Here is a 21150-nt window from a genome sequence, read left to right as displayed (position 1 = left end):
TCGGTGCCACCCGCAATCGGCACAGCTGTGGGGAACTCGGCCTTAGCGGCGAGCGCCTCCTCCCAGCTGGCGGGGCGAAGGAAGTCCATGAGCGGCTCTCTTCTACTTAATCGAAGGGTTTACTTCAAGCCAGGAGGCCCAAAGGCCCTCGACTGGTCGTTCATCTGCTGTTAACGCGGTGTGGAGCCAGTACACAAGCCGTGCGTCCCCCGGGTGCAGTCACCGAAACCATGAAGGAGTTGGCTGACGGCCTCCCTCGTCTTGTAGATTCGTATGAAAGGCAGGATGCAACCACCTGCCCGATTTCCAACGGCAACATTCGAGACAGATCGGCGGCGACATCATGCGGCTGCGCGCACTGCTGGAAACCGAGGCGCTGGGGCTGCGGCTGCTGGGCGGCGAGGACGAACTCGACCGGACGGTCCGCGGGGTCATGACGACCGACCTACGCGATCCCAGCCGATACCTCTCCGGAGGCGAACTGGTCCTCACCGGCCTGGCCTGGCGAAGAAATTCAGCCGACTCCGAGCCGTTCGTACGAATCCTCGCGAGCGCGGGTGTCGCGGGGCTCGCGGCGGGCGAAGCGGAGCTGGGGGACGTTCCCGACGATCTGGTCTCAGCCTGTCGGCGCAACCGGCTGCCGCTGTTCGCTGTGAACGAAGACGTTGCATTCGCCACGATCACCGAGTATGTCGTGCGCCAGGTCTCCGGCGAGCGCGCCGGCGACCTGGCGGCCGTCGTGGACCGCCACCGCCGCCTGATGACATCCGGCCCGGCGGGCGGCGGACCGGATGTGGTGCTGGATCTGCTCACCACGGACCTCGATCTCCGGGCCTGGGTGCTCTCCCCCACCGGCCGGCAGATCGCCGGTGCGGGCGAGCCGCTGGCGCCGGGCATCTGCGCAGCACTGGCGAGCGAGCACCTCGCGGCGGTCCGGACGGGCCGCAGGGGCCCGCACCGGATCTCCCTCCAGGGTATGACGTACTCCCTCTTCCCGATCAGGGGACACGGCCGCGGCGCCGCCGGCCAGGTGACGCGCGATGTGCGCGAGAGCGTGCTGTCCGACTGGCTGCTGGCCGTCGAAGCCGACGCCGGGGACTGGCCGGCCGAGCGCCTGGACCTGCTCCAGGGCGTCACCCAGCTGATCGCCGTGGAGCGGGACCGGCGCGACGCCGCCCGTACGGTGCGCCGCCGCCTCGCCCAGGAAGTGCTGGAACTGGTCCAGACGGGCGCGCCGCCCGCCGAGATCGCCGCGCGCCTGCGGGTCGCGACCCCGGTGCTGCTGCCCGGGCTGGGGGCGGCCCCGCACTGGCAGGTGGTCGTGGCGCGCGTGGACTGGGACAGCGGGGACATTCCCGGCGGCCCGGTGGCCCAGTCGCTGCTGGAGGAGATCCTGGTCGACCCGTCCGTCTCCGGGCCGGAACCCTCCGACCGGATCGCGGTCGCCCATGCGGGTGACGAGGCCATCGCCCTCGTACCGCTGCCGACGCTGACCGGGGACGCCGGGGAGGACAAGGGCCCCGACTCGGCGCTGCACGCCGACGAGCTGCTCAGCGCCGTACGGGAGCCCCTGGCGGCCGGCCTCGCCGACGACGGCCGGCTCACGCTCGGCGTCAGCGCGGCCGTGCACTCCGCGGAGGGGCTGCGAGGGGCGCTGGAGGAGGCCCGGCACGCCCGTCGGGTCGCCGCGGCCCGCCCGGGGCGGGTCTGTGCGGCCGGCCACCACGAGCTGGCCTCGCACGTGCTCCTGCTGCCCTTCGTGCCCGACGACGTCCGCCGCGCCTTCACGGCCCGGCTGCTGGATCCGCTGCGCGACTACGACCGGCGCCACCGCGCGGAGCTCATCCCGACGCTGGAGGCCTTCCTGGACTGCGACGGTTCCTGGACCCGGTGTGCGACCCGGCTGCACCTGCACGTCAACACGCTGCGCTACCGCGTCGGGCGAATCGAGCAGTTGACGGGCCGGGACCTGTCCCGGCTGGAAGACAAGCTCGACTTCTTCCTCGCACTGCGCATGAGCTGAGGAGATCCACTTGCGGCGGCCCGCGCCCCGGCCGGGGGCGGGCGGGCGAGGGATCCGGACTTTGTGAAAGAGTTCACCCGACCCCTTGGCCGAGCAAGCGCATTCGTGCTCTCATTTCGCCCCAGGGCTCAACGATGTGCTGCTTGATTGCTTTGGGGAGGGCAATGTGGCGTATACCGCCATGTCGAGTGCCGGAACTACCGGGGGAGACGACCCCCTCCAGCGGGCGATATGGCGGCTGCGCTCGCGCGGCTGTTGGACCGACGCCGCGGCGCTGCTGACGCCGCACCTCGACCACGCCGGGGCCGCCGTGCAGCGGACCGCGCTGCTGGTCGAGCGGTGCCTGTTCACCGGGCAGGGCTGGGCCGAGGCGGAGGACGCGCTGCGGATCGCCGAGGCGGTCGCGCGCGACGACGACGACCGGGGTTCGGCCGCCTGCGAGCGGGGCCAGCTGGCGTACGCCGCCACCGTGCTCGGCGTACGCGACCGGGCCGACGAGGCGCGGTCGGCGCTGGCGCGGGCGGCGGCCCTGCTGTCCCCCGGCTCCCGGACCCGGCCGCTGCTGGACTTCCGCCGCGGCCTGGTGGCGGAGCACCTGACGGACGCCCCGGAGTCGGCGCGGCCGGCGTACCAACGGGCCCACGAAGGGGCGGTCACGCACGGGGACACCCTCCTGCTGTCCTTCACCTGGCGGCACCTGGCCGCGCTGGCGCTGCGCGACGGGGAGGTGGCCGAGGCCCGCCAGGGCTTCATCGAATCCCTGCGCATCCGCGAGGAGTTGGGCTTCCTGGTCGGTACGGCCCCGGCGCTGGCGGCCCTGGCCGAAGCCGAGCCGGAACCGGAGGCGACCCGCCTGCGTGCGGAGGCCCGCCGCCTGTTCCACCTCCTGGGCGGCATCCCCACCTGGCTGGCGGACCAACTGGCCCCGTCGCCGGCGGTGTAGACCCCTAGGGCGTGTCTTTCGGATCTTGCCGGGCCCGCGTCGCCCGGCACCGCACCTCCCCGCGTTGTCGGGGCTTGCCAGTACGTCCAGTACGAGGCAAGCTCCTCCGCCTTGCGATGCACGGCACCGGACAACGCGGGCTCGGCCGACACGATCCGAAAGACACGGCCCAGGCCGTGCCTGCCCCGGCCGCCGGCACTGCCGGGGCTGAGCCGGTCGCGGAGGCGGCGGGCGGGGGGCGGGGGGCGGGGTCAGGGGCGTGAACCCGCGAAGTGCTCCCGTACGAGGGACTCCACCACGGGGAGGTCCCGTGCGATCAGCGCCTCCAGCAGCGCCGCGTGCTCCGCCGCATCGGCGACGAGATCCGCGGGCCGCACCTGCCGGGCGCCCGGCAGGGGCCATTGCGCCCGGCGGTGGAGTTCCTCCGCCACCTGGACCAGCTGGCCGTTCCCCCCGAGGGAAAGCACCGCGCGGTGGAAGGCCCGGTCCGCCTCCGCGTACCCCGCGAGGTCACCCGCCGCGGCGGCCCGCGCCGTGGCGGCGGCCGCCGGGCGCAGGGCCTCCCACGTGGCGGCGGGCACGGCGCCGGCCAGCCGCAGCATGACCGGGACTTCGAGCAGCGCCCGGACCTCGGCCAGCTCGGCCAGGTCACGCGGGGTGCGGGACAGGACGCGGAAGCCCCGGTTGGGCAGGCATTCCACCGCCCCCTCCAGCGCCAGCTGCTGCATCGCCTCGCGCACGGGTGTCGCCGAGACGCCGAAGCGCTCACCCAGGGCCGGCCCGGAGTAGATCTCGCCCGGCACCAGCTCTCCGTCGAGGAGCGCCGAGCGCAGGGCGTCGAGGATCTGCCCGCGCACCGAATGGCGCAGCACCTTGCGCGGAACGTGCTGCCCCGGAATCGACGGCTGCGCCGACACCCCGGCCTGGGCCGCCTCGTGCACTCGGTCCTCCTACAGGTCTCGACCAGTCCTGAGGATAGGTGACGGAACGCGCGTCGTTGAGGATACGCGGCGTCGCGATCGGGTAAGGTAAGGCTTACCTGTTAACGATCGCGTGATTCGGTGGTCCGTCATGACCGTCATGGCCGTCAGTGCCTCCCGCCCCGCCCCGGCCGGCTCTCCGGTGGCGGATGCCTACGCACGGATGGCCGAGGTCTTCGGCGCACTTGGCGTCGTCGAGCGAGCCGCGCACGAATCCGCCCCTCGCGGTGCGGGGTGGGTCGGCGCGGACGAGCTCGCGGCCGGCGGGCCGGGCCTGGACGCCTTCCTCGCCTGGGACAACGCCCAGATCCTGCGGGACTACGGCCACCAGGCCCGTCCCGACGTGGTGGCGAGCTTCGGACTGCACCGCTACGCCTGGCCCGCCTGCCTGCTGATCACCCTGCCGTGGTTCCTGCGACGGCGGGTGCCCCGGCTGCCGGCCGGCTCCGTCGCCTTCCAGCGGACCCGCGGCCGGATGTCCGTCGCCGTCGAGGAGTTCGCCTGCCTCCCGGACGACCCGGCGGCCGCTCTCCCCGGAGCCCGGGTCGTGCCCGACGAGGAGGCACTGCGCGCGGAGGTGCGGGCCGCGGTGGCCCAGCACTTCGAACCGGTGCTGGAAGGTTTCGGCCCCCGCATGCGGCGCGGCCCGCGGGCCCTGTGGGGCATGGTGACCGACGAGGTCGTCGAAAGCCTCTGGTACATCGGACACCTGCTCGGCGAGGAGCAGCGGGCCATGGCCGAGCTGGAGGCGCTGCTGCCCGGCTCGACCGCCCCGTACACCGGTGGCGCGGGATTCCGTACGCTCCGCGGACCGAACGGCGAGGAGCTGCCCACGCGGAACCGGGCGAGCTGCTGCCTCTTCTACACGATCCGCCCCGACGACACCTGCGTCACCTGCCCCCGGACCTGCGACGCGGACCGCATCGCCCGCCTCACGGGGGCCGCCCCCGCCTGAACCCACCCGCAGGGGTGATGGCGTTCGAACGCAGGCGGAGCGATCGGCCGTCCGTTCGGGCCACAACACCCTATCCGGCGGGCCACGCCCCCCGATGGCGTCCACTTGCCCCGAAACCCGCGTGTCCGGCGGATCCGCTGCGCCACTATGGCGCCCGGAAAGCCGCACAGCCGCATACGCGAGGCAAGGGACATCCGCATGAGACTGACCGACATATCGCTGGACTGGCTGCTGCCCGGCAGCCTGCTGATCCTGGGCGTGCTTGCGGCAGTTGCGGTACTGGCCCGTGGCAAGCGGGAAGGCGACAAGGCCGCCGCCGAGGACAGCTGGGAGCGCAGCGAGGAACGGCGGCGGCGCAAGGAAGCCGTCTACGGGACCGCCTCCTACGTCCTGCTCTTCTGCTGTGCGGCGGTGGCCGCCGCACTGTCCTTCCACGGGCTGGTCGGCTTCGGCCGGCAGAACCTGAGCCTCACCGGCGGCTGGGAGTACCTGGTCCCCTTCGGCCTCGACGGCGCCGCCATGTTCTGCTCGGTGCTCGCCGTCCGTGAGGCCAGTCACGGCGACGCGGCCCTCGGCTCGCGCATGCTGGTGTGGCTGTTCGCGGGCGCGGCCGCCTGGTTCAACTGGGTGCACGCGCCGCGGGGCATGGGCCACGACGGTGCCCCGCAGTTCTTCGCCGGGATGTCGCTCTCGGCTGCCGTCCTCTTCGACCGGGCCCTCAAGCAGACCCGCCGGGCGGCGCTGCGCGAACAGGGCCTGATCCCCCGCCCGTTGCCCCAGATCCGGATGGTCCGCTGGCTGCGGGCGCCCCGGGAGACCTTCGGCGCGTGGTCACTCATGCTGCTGGAGGGGGTACGCACCCTGGACGAGGCCGTGGAAGAGGTGCGCGAGGACAGGAAGGAGAAGGAGCAGGACCGCCATCGCAGGCGGGACCAGCAGCGCCTGGACCGGGCGCACTTCAGGGCACTGGGCCGGCAGAACCGGGCATTCGGGCGCGCCCGCGCCCGGCAGGTCGACATCCCGGGGCTGGTCCCCGGAGCGGGCTCCGCGCAGGTCGGCGCGGAGCCCGCCATATCCGAGCCGGGACAGCTGCCGCCCTTGCATCAGCTACCCTCCGCCGGATCGACCGGCCGGCCCTCCCTGCAGGCCGTGACGAGGAGCGAGGCCACTGATCCGGGTGGTCCGCGGACGGTGGACCTCACCGCCGAGGACGACACCCAGGCCCTTCCCCGGCTCGACTCGCTGGAGCGCAAACTGAAGGACCTGGAGCAGCAGTTCGGCTGACCGGGCCGCTGCGCGGACCCCGCCGGATTCGTGGACCGTCGGACCGTAGGACCCGTCCGACCGGCTTTTTCAGGGGGCCCCGCCGGACCCGCCGTTCAGGCGGGCGCGGCGGGGTCCGCCGCCTCCAGTTCGAACCACACCACCTTGCCGCCGTCCCGTGCGCGCGTATCCACCCCCCACGCATCGGCGAGCGCCTGCACCAGCAGGAGTCCCCGGCCGTGCGTACGGTGGTCCTCCCCCTGTGCGGCCGGCCGGGGCCGGTGGGCCGCGTGGTCCCGGACCTCCGCCCGCAACCGGGTGCCGGCGAGACTCACGGTCACCTCCGCGCCCTGATCGGTGTGGACGAGGGCGTTGGTGACGAGCTCGGTGATCAGCAGCTCCGCGGCGTCGGCGGTGTCGGCCCGGCACCGGTGGCGCATCACCTCCCGTAACGCCCGGCGGATCTCGCCCACCGCCTTCAGATCCGCCCGGCGCACGCTCCGCGTGATCCGCAGCGTGTCCACCGCTCCCCCGTCCCCGGCATACGGCTCACGCGGTACGGTCCTCCCCCGCCACTGCTTTCCCGTCTTGGCCCCCACGCGCACCGCGATGTACCCCCCGCGTCGGTGTCATCTCGAACTGGTCTACGGGATGCATGCCCGCCGGACGGTTCCGCACTCCTGCGGCCTTGCGGCCGCGGCGCAGCGCGGCACAGCGCGGCGACGGGATCAAGCCATCCGGATCACCGGGCCCGCCCCGCCGTTCAGCACCGTCCCGCCGGCGCACGCGCGGAACCGGCCACGGTATCCCCCCTGCCCTGACACGCGGAGCCGTATGCAACGGCGGCCCGGGCGATGGCGTCGAGGGCGGAATTCCTGTACGTCCTGCCGTTTAGGAGGGCAGGCCGAAAACCGGCATCCCCGGCTCCACCAGTCCCCGAGATGAGGTGCCGAAGGGGACGCCTTCGACGGGCCGGCCGTACTGCACCGGGGTGAGGAGATCTCCCCGGTTAGGCCTCCCAGACCGCGGCGGCCGTCCGGTCGTCGGCGTATCCCTTGAGGCGGAGCTGGGTGTCCGCGAGGAAGGCCGCCAGGCCGGGCGGTTCCGGCTCGGCCCACCGCGCCGCGAGTTCGGCCCCGAGGGCCGCCTCCTCCCGCATCGGCTCCGCGAGGCCGCCGGAGCACAGCAGCAGGGTGTCGCCCGGCTGGGCCACGGCCGCGCGGAAACGGAAGCCGCCCTCGGCGGGTGCGGCCGGCCGGGGCGGTCCGGCCGGCTCGGCGGCCGCCGGCTCACCCGGCCGGAGCTGTCCACGCGGCTCCAGGTCCTGCCACTGCCCCGCCCGGAGGCGGAACACCCCGCCCACGCCGGCGCCGAAGCACACCCGGGTGCGGCAGCGGGGATCCACCGGGAGGAGCAGGCCGCGCAGTCCGGCGGTGTACGCCTCCTCCGGGAGCCCCAGCTCCGCGGCACGGGCCCGCAGCCGGCCGTAGCCCCGGTCGGTGAGCCGCTGGAGGCCCGAGCGCAGGGCGTCGCGCCGCCCGGCCAGGATGTCCTCGGCCAGCCGCTCCCGGCTGCGTCCGACGGCCGCGGCCACGGCGCGGCACAGCTCGGCGGCGGCCTCGGCGGCCCCGGGGGCGGCCCGGTCCCCGCCGGCCAGGACCACGAGGACCAGGGCGTCGTCGCCGCCGCCGAAGCGGGCGGTGAGCAGGAAGTCCCGGCGGGCCTCGCCGCGGAAGCGGGCGGAGTCCCCGCGCAGGGACGCGGCACGCAGGGTGTAGGTGCCGTAGCGGGCGCCTTCCAGAACGGTGTCGGGGCTGAGGCCGTCGAGGGCGGCCGGGTCGGCGGGAGGGAGCGCGCCCGGTTCGGCGGCGTAGGTGGGGGCGCGGTCGCCGAGGTGGTGCACCGCGGGGCGCGCGGCGGCGGTTCCGTCCTCGGGGGCGGGCGCGGATGCCGCGCCGGACGGGGCCTCGCGGCGGGGAACCGGCCGGCTCCGGGGCACCCGCCCGGCCTGCTGCACCGGCGGCACCTCCACGTCCCCGAGCGCGTACCCGGTGGCTCCCTGCCGCGGATCCCGCTGCGGGGGCGGGGGTACGGCGGGCGCGGCGGGCGGGCCGGGCGGGGGTACGGGCGCAAGCGCGGGTGCGGGCGGGGGTACGGGCGGGGGCGGTGGTGCGGCAGGGGGCGGTGGTGCGGCAGGGGGCGGGGGTGCGGGCGTCGTTGCTGCCCCGGCCCGGCGCGGGGACGGGAGGAACGGCTCCGGCGGCCCGTGCTCCGCCTCCGGGGGCCGCGCTGGTTCCGGCTCCGGGCGCGGGGCAGGCCCCGGCCCGGGCGCCGGTCCGGCTGCCGGTCCCGTCACCAGTACCTCCGCCGACCGGAAGCGGTGGTCCAGCGTGTCCCCGGGGTCGGGCTCCGGTCCCGCGTCCGGGACTTCGTAGAGCTTCTGCCACCAGTCCTCCGCGCCCTGCTGACTCATGGCCTTATTGTCGGCCTTCGGCAGGGGCGGAAAACGCGGAACGCACGAAAAGGGTCCACCGGGCCGCCGCCCGGTGGACCCTTCCCGCCTTTCCCGAACGGGCTTGCGGACAGCATGTGTCCGCGCGACCGCCCGGGTGACTGTGACGCCGTTCGCGTCGGCCGGTTCGGCCTTCCAGCGATACGGGCTGCCCGCGGCTCCGGCGTGGTCGACGGTGCTGCGGTGGCACCACCTTGGCAGAGAGGCGGAGGGTGCGGCGATGATGTCCGCGGCGGGTTCGCGCCGTGGCCGCTTCCCGCCAGGTGCCGTACGGAGAGGGTGGTGGACGGGTTGCTGGGTGCGATAGGCCTGGACGAGGGCCAGGAGTCGGCGTACCGCGCGCTGGTGGCGCTGGGGGCGGCGGAAGTGCCCGACCTCGCGCACCGGTTGGCCCTGCCGGTGCCGCAGACCGAGCAGGCGCTGCGGCACCTGGAGCGGCACGGTCTGGCGGCCCGGTCCTCGGCCCGTCCGGGGCGGTGGGTGGCGGCGCCGCCCGGGGTCGCCCTCGGCGCGCTGCTCACCCGGCAGCGGCACGAGCTGGAACAGGCGGAGCTGACGGCGGCGCTGCTGGCGCAGGAGTACCGGGCGGAGGCGGTCGAGCCGGCGGTGCACGACCTGGTGGAGGTCGTGCAGGGGGCGAGCGCGGTGGCGCACCGCTTCCGCCAGCTCCAGCTGGGCGCGGTGGAGGAGGTCTGCGCGCTGGTCCGCGGCCGGCCGCAGGTGGTGGCGGGCGCCGACAACGAGGCGGAGGAGTACGCCGTCGTGCGCGGTGTCGACTACCGGGTGGTGGTCGAGCGCGAGGTGCTGGCGCTGCCGAGCTGCCTGCGGGAGGCCACGACGGCGCTGGCGCGGGGCGAGCGGATCCGCGTCACCGGGCAGGTCCCGACCAAGCTGGTGATCGCGGACCGCGCGCTGGCGATGGTCCCGCTCACGGTGCGCGGCGCGGAACCGGCCGCGCTGGTGGTGCACGCCTCGGGGTTGCTGGAATGCCTGATGGGGCTGTTCGAGGCGGTGTGGCGGGAGTCCCTGCCGCTGCGGCTGGGCGCGGCCGGTTCGGCGGAGGAATCGGGCGGGGGCCCCGACGCCACGGACCTGGAGATCCTGTCGCTGCTGCTGGCGGGCATGACGGACGCGAGCGTGGCGAAGCACCTGGAGCTGGGCCTGCGGACGGTGCAGCGGCGGGTCAAAGGCCTGATGGAGCTGTCCGGCGTCACGACCCGCCTCCAGCTCGGCTGGCACGCGTACGAACGGGGCTGGGTGGCCCGATAGCCCCCGGTCGGTCAGGCTGAGCAGATGGACGTGCCTCTGCTGCTGCTGGTGGGGCTGGTGCTCCTGCTCGGGATGGCGGGGGTACTCGTGCCGGGTGTGCCGGGCACCTGGCTGGTGTGGGCGGGACTGCTGTGGTGGGCGCTGCAGGAGCGGTCGCAGGCGGCCTGGACCCTGCTGGTCGTGGCGACGGCCCTGCTGCTGGTCGTGCAGGTGGTGAAGTGGCTGTTGCCGCCGCGCCGGATCCGGGAGGTGGGAGTGACCCCCCGGATGGCCGCGTACGCGGGCACCGGCGCCGTACTGGGCTTCGTACTGGTACCGGTCGTCGGGGCCGTCCCGGGCTTCGTGGGCGGCATCTACCTCTGCGAGCGGCTGCGCCTGGGGACCCGGGGCGAGGCGTGGGCCTCGGTCCGGGCGGTGATGCGGGCGGTGGGCACCAGCGTGCTGGTGGAACTGTTCGCCTGCCTGCTGCTGGTGGCGGCCTGGGTAGCGGCGGTGACCAGGCCGTAGGCCCGGCCGTCCGACCGGCAAGGCCCAACGGGAATCCCTCACCGACCGCCCCGCCAACGAAGCCCAGGCCGGCAACGGGCCGCAGGGCCCGACCGGAAGGGATGGCCCGAAGCCCAGGCCGGATGGCCAACCGAAGCCTCCACCAAAGCCCCGGCCGAAAGCTCGCGTGACCTGGCAGACCGGCCGGGCGGACCGCCCCAAGGCCCGGGCCGCAGAGGCGACCGGATGCCCCGGCACGAAGGACCCGGCGCGCTCGGGCGGGCGGAAGGAAGCCCGGCCGGCCGACCGGTCGAGCCGGAAGGCCGGGCCGGAAGAGGCGGCCGAAGGGCCCGGCCACAACGCCCGACCTGAAGCCCTGGCCGAAGGCTCGGGCGAAACGCCAGACCGGCCGGGCGGACCGGCCCAAAGGCTCGACCGGAAGGCCCAGCTGGAGCCCAGGGCCCCACAGGCCAGGCCCGAAGGGTGGCCCGAAGCCCAGGCGGGGGCCAAGCCCGGGCCCCGGAGGGGCGGCCGGGTGCCCCGCAGGGAAGCACCCGGCGGGCCCGGGCAGAGGCCCGGCCGCGGCGGGGTCAGGCGCGGCCGGTTCGCTTTGCCGCGTAGTTGGCGCGGCCCTCCGCCGACTTCAGGCGCCAGTCCCGCCGGATCTCCGACCGGACCCTCGCGTCGGTCTTCGCCACGATCCGCTGGTTCTCCCGCAGCAGCTTGCGGTAGCTGGCGAGACGGCGTTCCGCCAGCTCGCCCGAGGCCACCGCCGCCAGCACCGCGCACCCCGGCTCCGCCTCGTGCGCGCAGTCGTGGAAGCGGCACCGCGCGGCGTACTCCTCGATCTCCGAGAAGACCTGGCCGACGCCCGCTTCGGCGTCCCAGAGCCCGACGCCCCGCAGCCCGGGGGTGTCGATCAGGACGCCGCCGCCCGGCAGGGCGAGCAGGTTGCGCGTGGTCGTGGTGTGCCGGCCCTTGCCGTCGACCTCGCGGATGGTCTGGACTTCCATGACGTCGGCGCCGAGCAGCGCGTTGGCCAGGGTGGACTTGCCGGCGCCGGAGATGCCGAGCAGCACGCTGGTGCCGTCGGCGACGACGGCGGCGAGGACGTCCGTGCCCTCCCCGGTGTGGGAGGAGACGGTGAGCACCTGGACCCCGGGCGCGGCGGCTTCCACGTCCTGGACGAGGTGCCCGAGCGTCGCCGGGTCCGGTACCAGGTCCGCCTTGGTCAGGACGACCAGCGGCTGGGCTCCCGACTCCCAGGCCAGGGCGAGGAAGCGCTCGATGCGCCCGAGGTCCAGTTCCACGGCGAGGGAGACCGCGATGATCGCGTGGTCCACGTTGGCGGCGAGGATCTGGCCCTCCGACCGCTGTGAGGAGGTGGACCGTACGAAGGCGGTCCGGCGCGGCAGGTACGCCTTCACGTACCGCGGATTGCCGGCCGCCTCCACGGCGGCCCAGTCACCGGTGCAGATCACCCGGAGCGGGTCGTGCGGGGTGACGAAGGCGGTGTCGGCGCGGACGATCCCGTCCGCGGTCATGAGGTCGCACTGACCGCGGTCGACCCGTACGACGCGGCCGAGCAGCAGGCCCTGTTCGGCGTACGGGGCGAACTCGGCCTCCCACGCCTCGTCCCAGCCGAAGGTGCCCAGGGCGGACGCGAGCCCGGCCGCCGGAAGAGACGCGGCGGACGCGACGGACGCGACGGAACCGCGGGAAACGGAAGAAGAGAAGAAAGACAAGGGGGAACCCTTCACAGGGCGGCCCCGGCAGCGCGCGCTCGCTCGGCGGCGGCGCGCGAAAGAGGTGTGAGGTCAGCCGGAGACCACGGAAGTGACATTGATGGTCTTCTGAGTGCGGGCAGCGCCCTGCGCGACGACAGTCATCAACGAACTCACCTCCGGGTCATGCACGTGCGGACGTGTTCCGCGCCGGCCGGCGGGAACGGACCCCACCGTAACAAGCCCCCTCAGCGCGGGGCCAGTTCTTTTTCCCGCAGCCGCCGCAGCCGCCCGGAGCCGCCGGAACGCGAGCCGCGGCCGCGGCCGCCCGCGGCGGATCGGCGGGGTGCCGCGCGAGGTCGCCCGCCCGGACCGCCGGCCCCGGCACGGGCGACGCGGCGGTCAGCCGGACGGCGGGCAGGGGGACGGGCGCGGGCGGATGATGTCCGTTTCGTTCAGGACGCGCGACCCGGCACGTGCCTAGCCTGCTGGCATGACTCCACGACTCGACATGATCGGCCTGGTCGTCTCCGACATGGCCGCCTCGCTCGCCTTCTACCGCCGCCTCGGGCTCGACGTCCCCGCCGACTCCGACGAGCAGCCGCACGTCGAGGCCACCCTGCCCGGGGGGCTGCGGATCGCGTGGGACACCGAGGCGACGGTGCTCTCCTTCGACCCGACCTGGACCAGGCCCATCGGCGACAGCCGCCGGGAACTCGCTTTCCTGTGCGACTCCCCCGCCGAGGTGGACGCGCTGTACGCCGAGTTGACCGGCGCCGGGTACGAGGGCCATCTGCCGCCCTGGGACGCGGCCTGGGGCCAGCGCTACGCCATGGTCTTCGACCCGGACGGCTCCGGGGTCTCGCTCTTCGCCCCGGCGTAGGCACGCGGCGGCGCGGGCGGGCCCCCGGCCGAGCGTGCGCGGCCCGCAGCGGGAGGCGTCCGGGAGCGCGGGTGCTCCGGGGTGCCGGCGCATGCCCGCGGGCCCGGCGCACGGACCTCGGCGCCCGGCCCGGCAGTACGCCACCTCTCAGCGGGCCGGTGGCGCACCACGGGCACGCGCCGCTCCCAGGCCCCGCCGGCCGAGGCCGGACCGTCCGGCCGCCCGGGCCGTCGAGGCCGGGCCCGCGCGCCGGATCGGCGGCGCCCGCCCCGCCACCGCCCGGCCGGGACGGCGGCGCCGTCTCCTGCCTGCCGCCGGGCCGGGCCGGGAGGTGGCTCCCGGCCCGCGATGGCCGCCGCCGCTCGGTCCGAGCCGCGCCGGCCCGGCGGAGAGCGAGCGGCCCGGGTGGTCAGTGCTTGCGCAGCCGGGCGGAGTAGTCCTCCGGCGGCAGGAACTTCGACCACCGCTCGGGGAATTCCGAGGGCATCCCCTCGTCCTCGTCGTCCTCCGACTCGCCCTCCGCCATCGCCCGCCAGGCCGCCGCCCGAGCGACCAGCTGCGCGGCCTCCGCCTCCCGGGCCCGCTCGTTCGCCTCGCGCGCCGTGGCCGTGGCCACGGACGGCCAGACCCGGTCGATGGCCGCGTTCACGGCCGCGCCGACGAGGACCGCGAAGGCCGAGATGCCGATCCACAGCAGGACCGCCACCGGCGCGGCGAGGGACCCGTAGATCGTCGGCCCCTCCACGGTGTTGGTCAGGTAGATCCGCAGCAGGAACGAGCCCACCACCCACATCGCGAGCGCTACCAGCGCGCCCGGCACGTCCTCGATCCAGGGCGACCGCACCGGTACCGACACGTGGTAGAGCGTCGTCAGGAAGGAGATGGACAGCAGGGTGACGGTCGGCCAGTACAGGACCGCGATCAGCTCCGTGCCCCAGGGCACCAGCCGTACCACCGCGTCCGGCCCCGCCACCATCAGCGGCAGCAGGACCGCGCCGATGAGCAGCGCGATGATGTAGAGGAGGAAGGCGAGCAGCCGGGTCTTGACGATGCCCCGGTGCCCGTCGAGCCCGTACATCACGGTGATGGTGTCGATGAAGACGTTGACCGCGCGCGATCCCGACCAGAGGGCGAAGGCGAAGCCGAGGGAGATGATGTCGGGGCGGCCGCGCCCGGTCACGTCGTCCAGCAGCGGTCGGGCGATGTCGTTGACGCCCCGGTCGGACAGCACCGTGCCCACCGCGCGCAGGATGTTCTCCTCGATGCTGGCGACGGTCTGGGTGTCCGTCCACCCGTCGACGTAACCCAGCAGGCCCAGCAGGCCGAGGAAGAGCGGGGGAAGCGAGAGCAGCGTGAAGAAGGCGGCCTCGGCGGCCAGCCCGAGGATGCGGTATTCGATGCAGGAATTGACGGTGTCTTTCAGCAGCAGCCAGGCCATCTTGCGCTTGGAGACGTTGCGGTAGAGGGCGCGGGCCCGGTGGAGCCGCCCTGGGAGCCGCTCGGGTGTTTCTTTTGCTGGCTGCACGTCCTTACGGTATCCGCATGGCAGCCACCACCCACACAGTCAGCAATCAGGCCCCGCCCCTGGTGGGCTACGACGTCTACGGCGGTGACCGGGTCCTCACGGAGGGCGTGGAGCGGCATCTCGCCTCCGCGGAGCCCGCACTCCTGCGCGCGGTACAGGAGGAGCTCACCCGCCTCGGGCGCTCGGCGGGCTCGGCGCAGGCCCAGGAATGGGGGAGGCAGGCGAACGAGTACCCGCCCAGGCTCCGGACGCACGACCGGTACGGGAACCGGATCGACGAGGTGGAGTTCCATCCGGCCTGGCACCGGCTGCTCGGCAAGGCGGTGACCTCCGGGCTCACGGACGCCTGGGGGCGTCCGGCGGGGCATCTGCGCCGGGCCGCCGGGTTCTTCGTATGGTCGCAGACCGAGTCCGGGCACGGCTGCCCGGTGTCGATGACGCATGCCGCCGTGCCGGCGCTGCGGACCGATCCCGAGCTGGCCGCCGAGTGGGAGCCGCGGCTGACCTCGCACGTGTACGAGGAGGGGCTGCGGCCGGCCGCCGAGAAGACCGGTGTGCTCTTCGGCATGGGGATGACGGAGAAGCAGGGCGGCAGCGACGTACGGGCGAACACGACGGCGGCGGCGCCCCTGGACGCCCCCGGGGAATACCTGCTGACCGGGCACAAATGGTTCTGCTCGGCGCCGATGTGCGACGGCTTCCTGGTGCTGGCACAGGCCCCGGGAGGACTGACCTGCTTTCTCGTGCCGCGGGTGCTCCCCGACGGCACGCGCAACGTCTTCGCGCTCCAGCGGCTCAAGGACAAGCTGGGCAACCGGTCGAACGCGTCGAGCGAGGTGGAGTTCGACGGGACCTGGGCCCGGCGGGTGGGCGAGGAGGGCCGGGGCGTGCGGACCATCATCGAGATGGTCGCGGCGACCCGGCTGGACTGCGTCATCGGCTCGGCTTCGCTGATGCGGCAGGCCCTGACGCAGGCGGTGCACCACGCCGAACACCGGTCCGCGTTCGGGGCGCCGCTCGTCCGGCAGCCGCTGATGCGCAACGTGCTCGCCGACCTGGCCGTGGAGTCGGAGGCGGCCACGACCCTGACCTTGCGGCTGGCGGCCGCCTACGACGCGGGGACGGAGCAGGAGAAGGCCTTCCTGCGCCTCGCGGTGCCCGTCGCCAAGTACTGGGTGACCAAGCGCTGTACGCCGATGGTCGCGGAGGCGCTGGAGTGTCTGGGCGGCAACGGCTACGTCGAGGAGTCCGGGCTGCCGAGACTGCTGCGGGAATCTCCGCTGAACTCCATCTGGGAGGGATCGGGCAATGTACAGGCGCTCGACGTGCTGCGGGCGCTCCAGCGGGAGCCGCAGGCGCTGAACGCCTTCCTCCAGGAGGTCGGCCTGGCCAGGGGCGCCGACCACCGGCTGGACGCGGCCGTCAAGGGCCTGCTCACGGAGCTCGCCGACCTGGACGGCATCGAGGCCCGCGCCCGCCGCGTCGTGGAGCGCATGGCGCTGGTGCTGCAGGGATCGCTGCTGGTGCGCTGGGCCCCGCCGGAGGTGGCGGACGCGTTCTGCGCCTCGCGGCTGGGGGGTGACTGGGGCGCGGCCTTCGGCACGCTGCCGCACAGCCTGGGTCTGGGCGCGATCGTGGAACGGGCGCGGATCGCGGACTGAGGACGTGTCCTTCGGATCGTGCGGGCCCCGCGAGGTCCGCACGACGCCCGCGGGCCCGAAAGCGCCCGCGAGTTTGGAGGACGCGTCCCGGGGCGGTCCCCAAACCGCTCCGAGCCGGGATCCGGGCCCGTTGACCGGATCAGGGGCGGCGCCGCGCCGACTCGGCGCCGCCCCTGATCCGAGAAGCCCCGAGGAGGAGCTGTCACGCCACCTCAGCGGCGTGCGGACAGTTTCGGTCGGGTGACCGGGACTTGGCGAGAGTTGCATACCGTTGCAACCTTTGAGTCGGCGGCCGTCGGCCGGGGGTGCCGGGGGGGTCTCGCGGGACCGGCCCCGCGGTTCGCGTCGTACGTCCTGTTCGCACGGGGAGGTTCCGGTGGCCAACACCGCACACGGCACGGTCGATGTGGCGCGCATCTCGGCCATGGACGCGCGGGACGCCGCTCGTCTGCTCAAGGGCGTACGGGCGGCCGCGCTGGCCGGGGACCGCCCGCCCGCCGCGCCGCGCCCGGATATCGCCGAGTCCTGGCGCCGGATGCTGGCCGTCGGGGTGCACCCCGACCGCGACGCCCGCTCGCGGATGCTGTCGGCCGCCGAGACCGAGGAGCGGCGGCACGTCTCGCCGCTGCGGGAACTGCTGCCGGTGCTCCGCGAAGGGCTGCTGCCGTCGCTGGACGAGGCGCTGCACATCATGGTCGTCGCCGATGCCGACGGGCGGCTGCTGTGGCGGGAGGGCCACAGCTCCATCCTGCGCAAGGCGGACCGGCTGGGCTTCTCGGTGGGGGCCGACTGGGACGAGGCCGTGGTCGGCACCAACGGGGTGGGCACCGCCCTGGTGGCCCGCCGGCCCGTCCAGGTGTTCTCGGCGGAGCACTTCGTCTCCAGCCACCACGACTGGACCTGTGCGGGGGCGCCCGTGAGGGACCCGCGGGACGGGCGGCTGCTCGGCGTGGTCGACGTCAGCGGGCCGCTGGCGACCATGCATCCGGCGACGCTGGCCTGGGTCAGCTCGGTGGCCCGGCTCGCCGAGCGGGAGTTGCGGATCCGGCACCTGGAGTCGCTGGAACGGCTGCGCGCGGTGGCGGCCCCGCTGCTGGCGCGGCTGCCGGGGCGGGCCCTCGCCGTCGATCCGCACGGCTGGACGGCGGCGGTGACGGGGCTGGCGCCGACGGAGCGCGTCACGCTGCCGAAGGACTTCGGGCCGGGCCGGGTGTGCGTGCCGCGGCTCGGCGAGTGCGTGGTGGAGCCGCTGCCCGGGGGCTGGCTGCTGCGGGTCGCCCAGGACCGTACGAGTGCGGCGGTGACCCGGATCGTGCTCGATCTCAGCCGGGCCGGATCCTGGTCGGCGACGGTGTACGGGGCCGCCGGGAGCTGGTCGCAGGAGCTGAGCCCGCGCCACGCTGAGCTGTTGTTCCTGCTGGCGGAGAAGCCGGGGGGCCGCTCGGCGGCGGAGCTGTCCGCGGAACTGTTCGGGGACCCGACCCGTACGGTGACGGTCCGCGCGGAGATGTCGCGCGTACGCCGCCACCTCGCGGGCGTGCTGACCCACCGGCCGTACCGCTTCGCGCCGGACGTGGAGGTGGAGCTGATCCGCCCGCGGGACCCGGCCGCGCTGCTCCCCCACTCCACGGCTCCGGCGGTACTCCGCGCCCGCCGGGGCGGGAGCGGGCCGGGGGGCAGCCCGCGGCGGTAGCGGGGCCTGTGGTTCCCTGGCCGCATGAGCACCATCACCCTCACCACGTGGTCCCTGGAAATGACCTCGCCCTCGGACCTCGTCGCCGCGGCCGCGCCGGGCCCGGGGATCACGGTCTCCCGGGCGGAGGTCCCGTCCCCCGAGTTCAGCCGCTTCCTCTACGCCTCGGTGGGCGGGGACATCCACTGGACGGACCGGCTCTCCCTGACCCGGGCGCAGTGGGTGGAGTGGCTGGACCGGCCGGGAGTGGAGACGTGGGTGGCGTACGACCGGGGCACGCCGGCCGGGTACGTGGAGCTCGACCCGCAGGACGACGGGGTGGTGGAGATCGTCTACTTCGGCCTGCTGCCGGACTTCCGCGGCCGCCGGATCGGCGGACACCTGCTGTCGGTGGGCGTGGCCCGGGCCTGGGACCTCGCCTCGCGGTGGCCGGGGCGCGAGGCGACCCGCCGCGTGTGGCTCCACACGTGCAGCTTGGACGGACCGACGGCGATGGACAACTATCTGCGCCGTGGCTTCCGGCTCTTCAAGACGGAAACGGAATCCACGGAGGCCACCGGGACCCCGGGTCCCTGGCCCGGCGCGTAGCCCTGGGGGCAAAGGCCCGGTCGACGACGGACTGTTGGCCCATATCTCCCCAGCCCACTCGGAGAACGTGAACTCCTTCGGCACGATCTCCGTGGAAGTCGACACCGAACTCGCCAAGCTCGACCCGGCTGGCTACCGCCCACTGCGGCCCCGCCGCCCGGAACGGTCCTGAAGGCGCCCACTGATCACATCCGTCCGAAGGAGCTGAGCGGCCCTCTGACACCAGTTGCGGTTGAGGTCTCGTACCCGGCGCAGCGCCCGCTACCGGGGCTGACCGCCCCCGTTGTCCTCGAACAGGTCTCGGGTACGGCGCAGCAGCGCCTCCCGTACGCGGTCCGGTGACAGGACCCGTAGCGTGGTGCCCAGGCTGAGGAGGTATGCGGCGAGCTGGTCGGCGTCGTTGCCGCCGATTTCGACGATGGTGGCATCGGGGCCGTCCGGGTGATGGGTGCCGATCGTGGGCGGGACCAGCCGAAGCGCCTGGTCCATGGGGTGCGCTAGCCGGACTGTGACGTAGAGGGGGTACACGACGCCCGCGATGGATCGAGAGACGAGGAGCGCCGGGTCGGGCGGGTCGACGAGTTCGACGGCATGTCCGGTCGGCTGTACTTGTACCACCCGGTCGGCCCGGAATGTCCGCCACTGGTCCCGGGCCACGTCCCGGGCGACGAAGTACCAGCGGCGGCCTGTGTGTACCAGGCGGTAGGGGTCGATGTCCCGGACAGTGGCCTTCCCCGCATGGTCGCGGTACGACATACGGGTGCGCTCGCCACGGCGGCAGGCGGCGGCCAGTTCCAGCAGCATGCCGGGCGAGATCTGACGTCCCTCGGGCCTGGGAGTGTGTACGAAGGTCGCATCCATCTCGCTCAGCCGGTCCGCGATCCGGGGCGGTAGGACCTGCCGTAGTTTCAACAGCGCCGACAGCGAGTCCTGGTCGCTGCCCAGGACGCCGCTGAGCGAGGCCTCTCGCAGTGCGACGGCCACGGCAAGCGCCTCCTCGTCGTCGAGGATCAGCGGTGGCACCCGGGTGCCGCCGCCGAGGCGGTAGCCGCCCCAGGGTCCGGGGTCGGACTCGATGCCGTAGCCGAGTTCCCGCAGCCGGGCGATGTCCCGCCGGACCGTGCGGTCGGTCACCGCCATCCGCTCGGCCAGCTCGCGGCAGGTCCACGTCGGTCGAGTGGACAGCAGCGAGACCAGTCGCAGCAGGCGGGCGGAGGTGCTGATCACATCCCGAAGTGTTCCCCATGACCAGGACCGGAACTGTCCTGGTCCCGTCATAGCGTCCTCCCCATGAGTACCGAACCCACATCCGGACCCACGATCCGCTTGCTGTCCGTCGACTTCGATTGCCCGGACCCCGCCGAGCTGGCCCGTTTCTACGGCGACGCGCTCGGCTTGCCCGTCGTCTACTCCAGCGACGACTTCATCCTGCTCGGCCGGGAGGGTTCACCTGGACTGGGCTTCATCCGGGTGGCCGACTACCGGCGTCCGACCTGGCCGGACCCATCCCATGGCAAGCAGGCTCACATCGAACTGGGCGTCGACGATCTGGACGCCGCCCACGCACGGATGCTGGCACTGGGCGCCATGGAACCCCTGGTTCAACCACACCCCGATCAGCGGAGGGTCCTGCTGGACCCCGCAGGCCACCCCTTCTGCATCTCCACGCAGGACTGAGCATCATCGGCCGGCCGATGACCATGAGCGCCAGATCAGCCAGGAACGGAGCCAACCCGGGCACGGCGCGCACCACGGAGTCTGGGGTTGGCGGAACGACACCACCGCGCAGGCCTCCCTCGCCGCCGCCCTTGGCCCCGCTGTAGGCCTCGCAGTACCAAACCGGCCTCACTGTCCTGGCCGGAGTAGGCCTGCCGGTCGATGGCCGCCCCTGATGAAACGAGCCACCGAGGCATGGGCATGGTCCTCAGACAGGGACCATGCCCATGCCCGGAGCGTCACGTGAGGGGCGAGCCGCTCATCTCCTTCGGGCAGCGGTCGAGATCGCCCGAACGCGGGTGCCGGAGCATTCCACTCGGCTGTCTCACAAGCATGGAACGGATCTACATGCTGGAGCGCGCCGCCGGCGCCCGTGCCGCCAAGGAAGCCCGCGGCCTGCCTACCGGACGCCCCGCTAAATTGGACGCGACCACCCGAGCCGGAGCCGCCCAGCGGATCAAGGACGGCGCGATCCCCGAGCAGGTCGCCGCCGAACTCGGCGTCAGCCGCTCCACGCTGTACCGGGAGCTGCGCAAGCACCGCGAGGGTGCCATCGTCGAACAAATCGGACGGGAAGGGTGATCAGCGGTCCAGGCCAGATCCCCGCAGGTCATCCATATCCGGTGCTTTTGCGGCGATTACTACGGGACCCCCCTGACGGGCGGCCAGTGACGCCCGTCACGTCATCCCATCATGCGGGACGACTTCGTCCGCATGGTGGACAGTAGTGGACTCCTCCAATCGGCACATGACACGCTTCCGCCATGAATGGAGCTGGAATTGCCTTGGTGAGTCGGCGGCACGTCGACCTCGGCCGCATGTCCAGCGCCATCTGTCCGGCGCGCTGACGGAACCAGCACCGCCGCACATCGCCGCAGCTCCCGGCCCTCGCCGCCGTGGACGCGTCGATCACCGCCAGCCCCCGAAGG

20 protein-coding genes are annotated in these 21150 nt (G+C 73.7%); 14 read left to right on the top strand and 6 right to left on the bottom strand.

All coding sequences use genetic code 11. The features are described from left to right. Nucleotides 1-343 precede the first annotated feature (343 nt). Together ACWDX7_RS26720 and ACWDX7_RS26715 are read left to right on the top strand one after the other, a co-directional pair. On the top strand, nucleotides 344-2023 hold the full coding sequence (locus tag ACWDX7_RS26720) for a PucR family transcriptional regulator (RefSeq protein WP_451489698.1): 1680 nt from the start codon (nucleotides 344-346) through the stop codon (nucleotides 2021-2023). A gap of 166 nt (nucleotides 2024-2189) precedes the next feature. Continuing rightward, complete coding sequence (locus ACWDX7_RS26715) at nucleotides 2190-2966, top strand: hypothetical protein (protein ID WP_451489699.1); 777 nt, start codon at nucleotides 2190-2192, stop codon at nucleotides 2964-2966. 251 nt (nucleotides 2967-3217) lie between these two features. Here ACWDX7_RS26715 and ACWDX7_RS26710 read toward each other — a convergent pair whose 3' ends face one another. Then, nucleotides 3218-3883: a GntR family transcriptional regulator gene (locus tag ACWDX7_RS26710; RefSeq protein ID WP_451489861.1), complete on the bottom strand. Its 666-nt coding sequence runs from the start codon at nucleotides 3881-3883 to the stop codon at nucleotides 3218-3220. A 154-nt stretch (nucleotides 3884-4037) separates the two neighbouring features. On the opposite strand from ACWDX7_RS26710, the gene ACWDX7_RS26705 reads away from it, so the two are divergent. After that, on the top strand, nucleotides 4038-4901 hold the full coding sequence (locus tag ACWDX7_RS26705) for a (2Fe-2S)-binding protein (RefSeq protein WP_451489700.1): 864 nt from the start codon (nucleotides 4038-4040) through the stop codon (nucleotides 4899-4901). A gap of 198 nt (nucleotides 4902-5099) precedes the next feature. Further along, nucleotides 5100-6185 (top strand): DUF2637 domain-containing protein, encoded by a 1086-nt coding sequence (locus ACWDX7_RS26700; RefSeq protein WP_451489701.1) that lies wholly within the window; start codon nucleotides 5100-5102, stop codon nucleotides 6183-6185. Between the two features lie 95 nt (nucleotides 6186-6280). On the opposite strand, the gene ACWDX7_RS26695 is transcribed toward ACWDX7_RS26700, so the two are convergent. Next, entirely contained in the window at nucleotides 6281-6688 is a 408-nt protein-coding gene (locus tag ACWDX7_RS26695; RefSeq protein ID WP_451489702.1) for an ATP-binding protein, read from the bottom strand. Between the two features lie 485 nt (nucleotides 6689-7173). Next, the gene (locus ACWDX7_RS26690) at nucleotides 7174-8637 is read right to left on the bottom strand and encodes a protein phosphatase 2C domain-containing protein (protein ID WP_451489703.1); all 1464 of its coding nucleotides are present in this window, start codon (nucleotides 8635-8637) and stop codon (nucleotides 7174-7176) included. 330 nt (nucleotides 8638-8967) lie between these two features. On the opposite strand from ACWDX7_RS26690, the gene ACWDX7_RS26685 reads away from it, so the two are divergent. Together ACWDX7_RS26685 and ACWDX7_RS26680 are read left to right on the top strand one after the other, a co-directional pair. Then, complete coding sequence (locus ACWDX7_RS26685; RefSeq protein ID WP_451489862.1) at nucleotides 8968-9945, top strand: helix-turn-helix domain-containing protein; 978 nt, start codon at nucleotides 8968-8970, stop codon at nucleotides 9943-9945. A 24-nt stretch (nucleotides 9946-9969) separates the two neighbouring features. Then, entirely contained in the window at nucleotides 9970-10452 is a 483-nt protein-coding gene (locus ACWDX7_RS26680; RefSeq protein WP_451489704.1) for a DUF456 domain-containing protein, read from the top strand. 569 nt (nucleotides 10453-11021) lie between these two features. On the opposite strand, the gene rsgA is transcribed toward ACWDX7_RS26680, so the two are convergent. Beyond that, entirely contained in the window at nucleotides 11022-12086 is a 1065-nt protein-coding gene (gene rsgA / locus ACWDX7_RS26675) for a ribosome small subunit-dependent GTPase A (RefSeq protein ID WP_451489863.1), read from the bottom strand. 562 nt (nucleotides 12087-12648) lie between these two features. On the opposite strand from rsgA, the gene ACWDX7_RS26670 reads away from it, so the two are divergent. Further along, nucleotides 12649-13038 (top strand): VOC family protein, encoded by a 390-nt coding sequence (locus tag ACWDX7_RS26670; protein WP_451489705.1) that lies wholly within the window; start codon nucleotides 12649-12651, stop codon nucleotides 13036-13038. A gap of 409 nt (nucleotides 13039-13447) precedes the next feature. Here the strand turns inward: ACWDX7_RS26670 and ACWDX7_RS26665 are convergent, their stop codons facing one another. Then, a complete protein-coding gene (locus ACWDX7_RS26665; protein WP_451489706.1) occupies nucleotides 13448-14563 on the bottom strand; it encodes a YihY/virulence factor BrkB family protein in 1116 nt (371 codons plus the stop codon). 17 nt (nucleotides 14564-14580) lie between these two features. Between ACWDX7_RS26665 and ACWDX7_RS26660 the strand changes: the two genes are divergently transcribed. The 4 genes from ACWDX7_RS26660 (at nucleotide 14581) to ACWDX7_RS26645 (ending at nucleotide 18677) form a co-directional block, all read left to right on the top strand. Then, entirely contained in the window at nucleotides 14581-16224 is a 1644-nt protein-coding gene (locus ACWDX7_RS26660) for an acyl-CoA dehydrogenase family protein (protein ID WP_451489707.1), read from the top strand. A 424-nt stretch (nucleotides 16225-16648) separates the two neighbouring features. Further along, complete coding sequence (locus tag ACWDX7_RS26655; RefSeq protein WP_451489864.1) at nucleotides 16649-17917, top strand: GAF domain-containing protein; 1269 nt, start codon at nucleotides 16649-16651, stop codon at nucleotides 17915-17917. Nucleotides 17918-17941: 24 nt separating this feature from the next. After that, the gene (locus tag ACWDX7_RS26650; protein WP_451489708.1) at nucleotides 17942-18505 is read left to right on the top strand and encodes a GNAT family N-acetyltransferase; all 564 of its coding nucleotides are present in this window, start codon (nucleotides 17942-17944) and stop codon (nucleotides 18503-18505) included. Between the two features lie 34 nt (nucleotides 18506-18539). Then, nucleotides 18540-18677: a hypothetical protein gene (locus ACWDX7_RS26645; protein WP_451489709.1), complete on the top strand. Its 138-nt coding sequence runs from the start codon at nucleotides 18540-18542 to the stop codon at nucleotides 18675-18677. An 89-nt stretch (nucleotides 18678-18766) separates the two neighbouring features. Here the strand turns inward: ACWDX7_RS26645 and ACWDX7_RS26640 are convergent, their stop codons facing one another. Next, nucleotides 18767-19732 (bottom strand): helix-turn-helix transcriptional regulator, encoded by a 966-nt coding sequence (locus ACWDX7_RS26640; RefSeq protein ID WP_451489710.1) that lies wholly within the window; start codon nucleotides 19730-19732, stop codon nucleotides 18767-18769. Between the two features lie 63 nt (nucleotides 19733-19795). Between ACWDX7_RS26640 and ACWDX7_RS26635 the strand changes: the two genes are divergently transcribed. From ACWDX7_RS26635 to ACWDX7_RS26625, 3 genes are all read left to right on the top strand, one after another. After that, the gene (locus tag ACWDX7_RS26635; protein WP_451489711.1) at nucleotides 19796-20182 is read left to right on the top strand and encodes a VOC family protein; all 387 of its coding nucleotides are present in this window, start codon (nucleotides 19796-19798) and stop codon (nucleotides 20180-20182) included. Between the two features lie 372 nt (nucleotides 20183-20554). Continuing rightward, nucleotides 20555-20803, top strand: coding sequence for a helix-turn-helix domain-containing protein (locus ACWDX7_RS26630; protein WP_451489712.1), 249 nt, complete (start codon nucleotides 20555-20557; stop codon nucleotides 20801-20803). A 182-nt stretch (nucleotides 20804-20985) separates the two neighbouring features. Then, nucleotides 20986-21069 (top strand): putative leader peptide, encoded by an 84-nt coding sequence (locus ACWDX7_RS26625; protein WP_312847410.1) that lies wholly within the window; start codon nucleotides 20986-20988, stop codon nucleotides 21067-21069. The last annotated feature ends 81 nt before the right edge of the window (nucleotides 21070-21150 follow it).

It is taken from the genome of Streptomyces sp. NPDC003034 (assembly GCF_053591375.1).
This window is presented reverse-complemented; position numbering and strand designations above follow the sequence as displayed.